Raw genomic sequence first — 1,228 nt, 5'->3', positions numbered from 1 at the left:
TATCCGCAACCAGTTTTAACAATGAGTAGTCCAGAGTTTTGTGAAGATAATTTGCCGAATATCAATACTTTGAGTTCCTTTGCCACTGCGAATAATGGTATTTCTACATATTTCTTTAATGCTGAAGGTCTTGTGAATGTGAATGGTGTAAATGCAGTTGCAGATCAGGGACCTATCTTGCCAGGAGTTTATAATTTTTGGGCATTGACGGTTAATGTGAATAATTGTTATACTGTTAGTCCATTTACGGTTAAAATAAATGGTTTGCCAGAGGTTTCAATTACTCCAGTTGATGCTGTTTGCTCTACGGATGCACCATTTCAGTTAGTAGGTAGTCCTCAAGGAGGAACTTGGAGCGGAAATGGAGTTGATGCGAATGGTATGTTTGATCCTTCCGTTGCGGGAGAAGGTGACGTTGAAATAATGTATGACGTTACAAATATTGAAGGTTGTACCGCTTCCGACATGATTACTATTTCTGTGGAATCTTGTATTGACTATTGCTCTTACACTCAAGGTTTTTATGGTAATGAAGGCGGACTTGGATGCGCACCACTAGAAGAGGAACGAGTTGATGCAGAATTTATGATGAATCAAGCATTATGTAATGTTGGCGGAACTCAAGTTTTTGGTAGTATGGATGCAGGTTCAGGATATTTCACTATTATTAAAGCAGATGCTACAAATGGAAACTTGTTTAAATGGTTGCCTGGAGGTGGTAAGCCTCGAGCCTTAAAACCAGGAATAAACACATATAATGGTAAGTTTAATAACGTATTGTTATCTCAAACCGTAACGTTATTCTTTAATATAGAATTAAATGGGGCCTTGGCGTTATGGAAGTTAGATAATGAATTCTATACTTCAGCAGCAAAAGGATGTGGAACGGGAGAATCATACTTCAAAACAGAGACTTTTACAATGCCTATGAGTGTTATAAATCAATTAGGAGGTATGGGTGTTGCAACAGTTGAGGACTTATTTGAATTAGCAAATGATGCGTTAGCAGGTAAAGACATTGGAATTACGAGTCATGCTGCAATTAATGAGGCTATTGATGCAATTAATAGAGGATTTGATGAATGTAGAGTTGAACGTAGCGAACCAAATTCTGATGAAGATTCCCATCCAGACTCAACCGATAACTGTATCGAAATACCGAATGAAGATCAATCGGATATTGATGGAGATGGAATAGGTGATGTATGTGATTCTTGTCCAAATGATC

1 protein-coding gene is annotated in these 1,228 nt (G+C 37.8%); it reads left to right on the top strand.

Features of this window, described 5'->3' with window-relative positions; translation table 11 throughout:
• Nucleotides 1-21: 21 nt before the first annotated feature.
• Nucleotides 22-1,228: thrombospondin type 3 repeat-containing protein (locus tag RM519_RS13915; protein WP_311594435.1), on the top strand; the 1,207-nt coding region annotated here is incomplete at its 3' end.

Source organism: Urechidicola vernalis, assembly GCF_031846385.1.
GTDB classification, from domain to species: Bacteria; Bacteroidota; Bacteroidia; order Flavobacteriales; family Flavobacteriaceae; genus Urechidicola; species Urechidicola vernalis.
The sequence above is the reverse complement of the archived record's forward strand: the minus strand, read 5'-3'. Positions and strand labels throughout refer to the sequence as shown.